Raw genomic sequence first — 6,871 nt, forward strand, 5'->3', positions numbered from 1 at the left:
GGCCAATACGCGCTTGTGGTGCTGCTGGCCGGCGTCGTGCACCGGCGGATGGCGGCGCAGGAAATCATCGAGGAACCCGTGCTCGTGCCCCACCGCGGCGAGGGTGGCGGGCAGACACCGGGCCAGCATGTCCAGCCGCTTGCCGGACACTGAGCGCACGGTGATGTCGAGTTGGGTGCGATCGGCGGCGACCAGCAGCGCGAGCTCGGCCTCGGTGAGGTCGAAGCGGGCGGCGAGTTCGTGCGGGCGCTCGTCCAGCATGCTCCCGGGGTCACCGGCCGTGAGCAGCCGCGCCAGCGCGCGCTGGAAGCCGCCGGCGCTCATCCGCACACCACAGAACCGACGCACGCCCTGGCCCGGCGCAGGTCGGCGGTGAGTTCGTCGAAGTCGTCGGGGAAATCCTGGTCGCGTTCGAGGATGACGCACCGCAGCGCGGGCGTCCGGCCCGCGACGTAGTCCAGCAGCTCCCACACCTCGGCGGGCACGGGGGCCGAGTGCGAGTCGAGCAGCGTGCCGCCCGACCAGTAGCCGCCGGCCAGGTGCATCTGCACGACCCGTTCCAGCGGAATCGAGTTCACGAACTCGATCGCGTCGTAGCCGTGATTGGTCGCGTTCACGAAGACGTTCGTCAGGTCGAGCAACAGCCCGCAGCCGGCCCGCTCGACCACCCGGGTGATGAACTCGGCCTCGGACAACTCGGCCGGGAAGTCCAGGTGATAGGTGATGTTCTCCAGCAGGAACGGCGTCCCGACGCGCCCCTGTACCCGCCGTGCCTTGCCCGCGATGTCGTCGGCCAGCTCGCGGGTGCGCATCAGCGGTGTCAGCTGACCGATGGAGAGGCCGCCCGCGCGGGTGAACGACAGATGGTCGCTGCACCAGGGCGCGTCGACGCGGGCAACGAGCAGCGCCAGGCCGTCGAGGTAGCCGTCGTCGAGCGGGCCCTCGGTGCCGATCGACAGCTCGATTCCGTGTGGGACAAGGGCGAATTGGTCACGCAGCTGTTCGAGGGGGCCGCCCACCGGCGTGTCGAGGAAGTTCTCGGTGATGATCTCGAGGCAGTCGATCCGCTCGTGATTCGCCATGATCGCGGCGTCGATCTCCCTGCGATATCCGAGACCTACGCCGAGCGCGGGCAGGCGGCCGAGGTCGAACTCACGCATAGCACCTGCAGCAGCCGCCGCACATGCAACAGGGCAGCACGCCCATGATGCGATCTTCGGTGGCGCCCTCGTCCTCGGCGAGCTCCACGCGCTCGAACAGATACGGGTCCATCAGCTCTACTGCGACCGACATTGTTCCCACCTTTCGTCAGGTTTCCAGCAGCAAGCATGGGCCGGTCGCCGGATATCGGACAGGGAGCACGGCCCTCGGTCGTCCGGGAACTTTTCCCGGACGACCGGGACGAGCGCGTCGAGGTTCGGTGAGCGGTCCGGAAACTTCCGATTCGTGCTAGTTCAGCGGACTCTCGGCCGAACAGCCGGTCGCGATCCGGCGCTCTCGACACCGAAGGGGGCTCGATGACCGCTATGCACAGGCGGCGAACTCCGGAGCTCTCGGTCATCGAGGGCATGGGCTCAGCCTCGGCCGGGGGGCACCCGGTGACCGTGGTGCTGGCCGACGATCACGCGGTGGTCCGCGCCGGCTTGCGCACGCTGCTCACCTGCGTCGACTGGGTCCGCGTCGTCGCGGAGACCGGCGTCGGGGGCGCGGTGCGCGAGGCGGTGCTGAACCGGCCCGACGTGCTGGTCCTGGGCCGATGGCACGCCGCCGAAACCGAATGTGTGCTTGCCGAATTGGCGCGTTGCGCGCCGAGCGTGGCGGTGCTGGTGTTCAGCGACGCCGAGGACGACGAGTCGGTGTTCGCCGCGCTGCGCGCCGGCGCCCGCGGCTGCCTGCGCCGCGCCGCGGACTGCGACGATCTGCTGCGCGCGCTCAGCGCGGCGGCGGCCGGGTGGGTGGTGCTCAGCCCCGATATCGCGGGCAGGCTCGCCGCCATGCTGGCCGGCTCCACCCGGCGCGCCCACCCGTTTCCGGAATTGACCGCCAGGGAATTCGAGGTGCTCACCCTGGTCGCCGCAGGGCTGCCGAATGCGTCGATCGCGAGCGAACTCGGCCTCGCACGGAAAACGATCAGTAACCACCTGTCGCGCGTTTTCGTCAAACTCGGTGTCGCCGACCGCGCCAATGCGATCGTCCGCGCGCGCGACGCGGGGGTAGGTGTGGACCGGCCGATATGACCCGATTTACATGCTCGCCTTCTTGTAGGCGTCCACCACCTCGGCGGAGATGCGCCCGCGGCTCGATACGTCAATGCCCTTCTGGCGCGCCCATTCCCGGATGACGCCGGTCTGCTCCCGCCCCGGCGCGGCCTGCGAGCGGTTGCCCGTGCCGCGCGACGCGCGTCCGACCTTGCGGGCGGTCGCGGTCCACTCCGCGAAAATGCCGCGGAGTTGCTTGGCGTTCAGTGCCGACAGATCCATCTCGTAGGCCACGCCGTCCAAGGAGAAGTGCACTGTTTCTTCGGCTTGGGACTTGCCGTCATAGTCGTCGACCAGTGTCACAACGACCTTGCGTGCCATGGAGTTTCCCCTTCGTAGATGCTCGAATGTGTAGAAGCGACAATCGTAGACCTACCGAACAGCGCGAGTAATTCGCGGTATCGGAGTCCGAACAACCGAACGGGATGGGGACCTATCCGTGGCTCACACGCCGATGACCGACGCCGTCCGCAGGCACGACCCCGCGGTGCGCGGATTCGCCAGCGACAACAACGCCGGGGTGCACCCCGAGGTGCTCGCCGCGCTGGCGCTGGCCAACGGCGGCCACCAGATGGCCTACGGCTGGGACGAGTACACCGCTCATCTGCACGACGTTTTCGCGAGGCACTTCGGCGACCGGGCCGCCGCCTATCCCGTCTTCAACGGCACCGGCGCGAATGTGGTGGCGCTGCAGGCGCTCCTGCCGCGCTGGGGCGCGGTGATCGCGGCGGAGTCCGCGCACATCACCGTGGACGAATGCGGTGCGCCGGAGAAACTCGCCGGGATCAAGATTCATACCGTGGCCACGCCCGACGGCAAACTGACCCCCGAGCTGGTCGATCGTCAGGCCTACGGCTGGGGCGACCAGCACCGGGCCCAGCCATCGGCCGTGTCGATCGCGCAGAGCACCGAGCTCGGCACCGTGTACACCGCCGACGAGATCCGCGCGATCTGCGAGCACGCGCACGCGCGCGGCATGCTGGTCCACGTCGACGGGTCCCGGCTGGCCAATGCCGCCGCCTCGCTCGGCGTGGGGCTGCGCGAGATCACCACCGACGCCGGGGTGGACGTGTTGTCGTTCGGCGGCACCAAGCACGGTCTGCTGCTCGGCGAGTGCGTCGTGGTGCTGAATCCGGACGCGGTGCGTGACCTGGTGTATCTGCGCAAGATGTCGATGCAGCTGGCCTCGAAGATGCGGTTCGTCTCGGTGCAGTTCGAGGCGCTGCTCGGCGGGGACCTGTGGCTGCGCGGCGCCCGGCACGCCAACGCCATGGCCGCGCGGCTCGCGGCGGCGGTCGGCGGCATCGACGGCGTGCGGCTCGTGCGTCCGGTGCAGGCCAACGCGGTCTTCGCGATCCTGCCCCGGCCGGTGACCGAGCGGCTGCTGGCGCGGCAGCGCTTCTACCTGTGGGACGAGCGCACCGGCGAGGTCCGCTGGATGTGCGCCTTCGACACCACCGAGGACGATGTCGACGCCTTCGCCGCCCTGATCGCCGACGAGATGCGCAGGGGCTGAACGTTATCCGCGGGCGTGCGCCGGGTCGGCGGCGGCGCCGCGCGTGGCGCGCCGGGGCAGCAGGGCGTCCATCGCGAACGCGCCGGGGCCCAGAATGGCGATGAGGAAGAACGACCAGCAGAACATCGCGGCGGCCTCGCCGCCGTTCTGGATCGGCAGGATGCCGTCGGACTTCAGGTGCACGAACAGGAACGCGTAGGCCATCGACCCCGAGCAGAGCAGCGCGGCGATCCTGGTGCCGAGGCCGAGGGTGACGAGGCCGCCCGCGACGAGCTGGATCACCGAGGCCCACCAGCTCGGCCAGCTGCCGACGGCCGCGACGTGACCGCCGTGCGGGGCGACCGGCCAGGCGAACAGGCCGGAGAGCCCGTGGATGGTGAAGGAGAGGCCGACGAGAATGCGGAACAGGCCGAGCACGACCGCGCCGGGGCCGGGCGCGGGACCGGTTTTCACTTCGGAAGACAACAGATGCATGACACACAACCTCGAATCCGGGGAGTCGGATGATCGAAGGCGCCATCCGTATCTGTCACTACGATCCGCAGCGACGAATTGTTCAGCAAGTGGGGATCGGATGTGCGGGCCGACCCCGCTCGGTCGTCCGCGCGATATGTCTGTCTCGATCGATATAGTCGGCTGGTGCTGCACCCGGATTACCCGATCGCGACCGAGCGACTATTGCTCAGGCCCGCGACCGTCGCCGATATCGACGCCATGCACGCCTATAAATCGCGGGCGGAGGTGTGCCGCTACCTGCCGTACGCGCCGATGTCGCGCGACGAGGTGGCCGAGCGGGTCGAGGGCTTGTGGGCGCGCACGGAGTTGACCGAGGTGGGGCAGGGGCTCAACCTCTGCGTCGAGGAGAAGGCGTCGGGGCGGTTGCTCGGCGACGTCGTGCTGTTCTGGCGCGACGCCGAGAGCCGGATGGGGGAGATCGGTTATGTGTTCTCGCCCGAGGCCGCGGGGCACGGCTACGCGACCGAGGCGGCCGCCGCGCTGCTCCGGCTCGGCTTCGATGGCCTGTCGCTGCACCGCGTCACGGCCCGGATCGACGCGCGCAACCACGCCTCCGCGCGCGTGCTCGACCGGCTCGGGATGCGGCGTGAGGCGGTGCATCTGCACGACATGTGGCTCGAGAACGAGTGGAGCGACACGGTGGTGTACGCGCTGCTCGAGGATGAGTGGCGGGCCGCCGGGCGCTGAGATTCGTTGCGGTGGTGCGTCTTTCGCATCGCTCTACCATGGACGCAAGGGCGTTGCCCCGCGACAGGAAGGGATACCGGTCTCATGTCGGACATGAACAAGCACAACCTGCTCTACTTCGAGGATCCGTCCATGCGGGGGCTGTACGAACGCATGGAGCAGTGGCAGCAGTCCGCGAACCGCCGTCTGCTGTCGATCAGCATCCAGAAAGACGGCGAGAACTACTGCTGTATCGCCCTCACCAACCCCTCCGAGGTCGTGATCACCAGCGCCGACGGACACAACCACGCGAACGTCAGCCGTTTCGGCACCCTCGCCGTGGATTCGTCGTAATCGGTTGGCTACACGTGGTGCACCCGGATGAGGTGCCACGCGGACGGCATCGGAGTCATTGGCGTGCAACGACTTCCGGTCACCTGGTAGCGGATCACCGCGCATGCACCTCCCTCGCGGCGCGGACGCCGCTCTCCAGCGCGCCCTCGATCCAGGCGGTGTCGAGGCTGGTGTGGTCGCCCGCGAAGTGCGTCCGGCCCTCGACCGAGCGGGTGGCGAGGTGGTGGTCGTGCAGTTGGCCGGGGGTGGGGATGGCGGCCTCTCCGAGGGCGTATCTGGCGCGCACCCAGCTCTGGGTGACGCCGACGCCGGTGAACTCGGAGTCGACTCTCGCGCCGAACAATTCGCGCATTCCGGCCAGCGCGAAGTGGACGCGTTCGCCCTCGGTGAGCGAGTCCCAGCGCATCGCGTCGTCGGCGAAGGTGTAGGACGCCAGCACCACCCCGCCCTCGGAATCCGCTACGTGCGAAGGGAAATACATCGTCCGGCTCGGTGAGTCGCTGACGCAGCGGCCGCCGCGAAACCCCGCGGGCCCCCGCTCCCAGAAGCGAGTCTTGAACTCCAGCAAGACCTTTGTCGCGGCGTCGTGATGGAGTTCGATGATGGCCCGCCGCTTGTCGTAGGACAGCGGCGGATCGAACGTGCAGAACCGGGCCGACGTGAGCGGGATGGCGACGATCGCGTAGTCGGCGTCGAACGCCTCCACCGGATCGGCGGGCCGCCCGTCGGAATCCTCGTCGCCGGTCTCCCCGGTGGTCCAGACCCGCACGCCGTGCTCCGTCTGCTCCAGCCGGGTCATGCGCCTGCCCAGCAGAATCGCCGGCCCGAGCCGCTGGGCCAGCGCGTCGGTGAGCGACGCCATGCCGCCCGCCAGCTCCCAGTAGGTGGCCTCGGACGAGATCAGGGTGTGGTCGACGAGCGGGAAGACGACGCTGTGGCGCAGCCGGGCGGTCAGATTCTCCAGCGTGCCGACGGCCTCGATCCGTTGCCTCGGCCAGCCGCGCTCCATGAGATAGCTACGCAGAGAATGGTTTTCGTAGTCGGACAGCAGCTTCGCCCACACCGCCACCTGCCGCTCGATCGGCTGCTCGGCCAGCACGGCCGCCTGGCGCAGCGCGGTATGCAGGCACTCGCCGCTCGTCGTCGCCAGATCGCAGCCGAAGCCCGCGTGCACCTCGGCGGGGTTCGCCGCGTACTCGCCGCGCGTGCGGGTCACGCCGTTGACCCGGAGCAGACCGCGCCCCGCCGTCGGCGGCGGCACGTAGCGCAGCCTCGGTCCGTTGGACCACTCCTCGCCGGTGAAGGAGCGGTAGAACACCGGGGGAGTGGGCGGCGTCGGCGTGTCCGGGAGCACGTCGGCGTTGTAGAACGGCCTGCGCGACACGCCGAGCTTGTCCGCGAGCGCGAGTACCATCGGGTGCTCGCTGGACAGCCGCATCGCGCCGGCCTCGGCATGCAGGGCGGGATCGGTGAACACGCCGCGAAACGTCTTGACCCGTCCGCCCGTTCGATTGCCGTTGGCCTCCAGCACCGTGACCTCGTGCCCGGCGTCGGCGAGCAG

The 6,871-nt window shown here is 69.2% G+C and carries 10 protein-coding genes; 4 read left to right on the plus strand and 6 right to left on the minus strand.

The genetic code is table 11. The features are described from left to right. The 3 genes from ON39_RS35200 to ON39_RS49200 all read right to left on the minus strand — a co-directional run. On the minus strand, window positions 1–324 hold a 324-nt coding region (locus tag ON39_RS35200; protein WP_040740650.1), incomplete at its 3' end, for a hypothetical protein. Beyond that, entirely contained in the window at window positions 321–1,160 is an 840-nt protein-coding gene (locus ON39_RS35205; RefSeq protein WP_040740651.1) for an MbnB/TglH/ChrH family RiPP precursor modification enzyme, read from the minus strand. The genes ON39_RS35200 and ON39_RS35205, both read right to left, overlap by 4 nt. Continuing rightward, window positions 1,153–1,293 (minus strand): hypothetical protein, encoded by a 141-nt coding sequence (locus ON39_RS49200; RefSeq protein ID WP_157195569.1) that lies wholly within the window; start codon window positions 1,291–1,293, stop codon window positions 1,153–1,155. The genes ON39_RS35205 and ON39_RS49200 overlap by 8 nt, the downstream gene beginning before the upstream one ends. Before the next feature lie 224 nt (window positions 1,294–1,517). Between ON39_RS49200 and ON39_RS35210 the strand changes: the two genes are divergently transcribed. Next, window positions 1,518–2,237 (plus strand): LuxR C-terminal-related transcriptional regulator, encoded by a 720-nt coding sequence (locus tag ON39_RS35210; RefSeq protein ID WP_211336387.1) that lies wholly within the window; start codon window positions 1,518–1,520, stop codon window positions 2,235–2,237. Window positions 2,238–2,243: 6 nt separating this feature from the next. Here ON39_RS35210 and ON39_RS35215 read toward each other — a convergent pair whose 3' ends face one another. After that, complete coding sequence (locus ON39_RS35215; protein WP_040740654.1) at window positions 2,244–2,579, minus strand: histone-like nucleoid-structuring protein Lsr2; 336 nt, start codon at window positions 2,577–2,579, stop codon at window positions 2,244–2,246. A gap of 133 nt (window positions 2,580–2,712) precedes the next feature. On the opposite strand from ON39_RS35215, the gene ON39_RS35220 reads away from it, so the two are divergent. Continuing rightward, window positions 2,713–3,774 carry a threonine aldolase family protein gene (locus ON39_RS35220; protein ID WP_040740655.1) on the plus strand — a complete coding sequence of 354 codons (1,062 nt, stop codon included), beginning with the start codon at window positions 2,713–2,715 and terminating at the stop codon, window positions 3,772–3,774. 3 nt (window positions 3,775–3,777) lie between these two features. Here the strand turns inward: ON39_RS35220 and ON39_RS35225 are convergent, their stop codons facing one another. Then, window positions 3,778–4,248, minus strand: a complete 471-nt coding sequence (locus tag ON39_RS35225; protein WP_051187499.1) for a DoxX family protein — start codon at window positions 4,246–4,248, stop codon at window positions 3,778–3,780. Between the two features lie 165 nt (window positions 4,249–4,413). Between ON39_RS35225 and ON39_RS35230 the strand changes: the two genes are divergently transcribed. Then, entirely contained in the window at window positions 4,414–4,977 is a 564-nt protein-coding gene (locus ON39_RS35230) for a GNAT family N-acetyltransferase (RefSeq protein ID WP_040740656.1), read from the plus strand. Window positions 4,978–5,070: 93 nt separating this feature from the next. After that, entirely contained in the window at window positions 5,071–5,310 is a 240-nt protein-coding gene (locus ON39_RS35235; protein ID WP_246003048.1) for a hypothetical protein, read from the plus strand. Window positions 5,311–5,404: 94 nt separating this feature from the next. Here the strand turns inward: ON39_RS35235 and ON39_RS35240 are convergent. Further along, window positions 5,405–6,871 (minus strand): flavin monoamine oxidase family protein (locus tag ON39_RS35240; RefSeq protein WP_040740659.1); only part of this gene is annotated, 1,467 nt, incomplete at its 5' end.

The organism is Nocardia tenerifensis NBRC 101015, assembly GCF_000308715.1.
Taxonomy (GTDB): Bacteria; Actinomycetota; Actinomycetes; order Mycobacteriales; family Mycobacteriaceae; genus Nocardia; species Nocardia tenerifensis.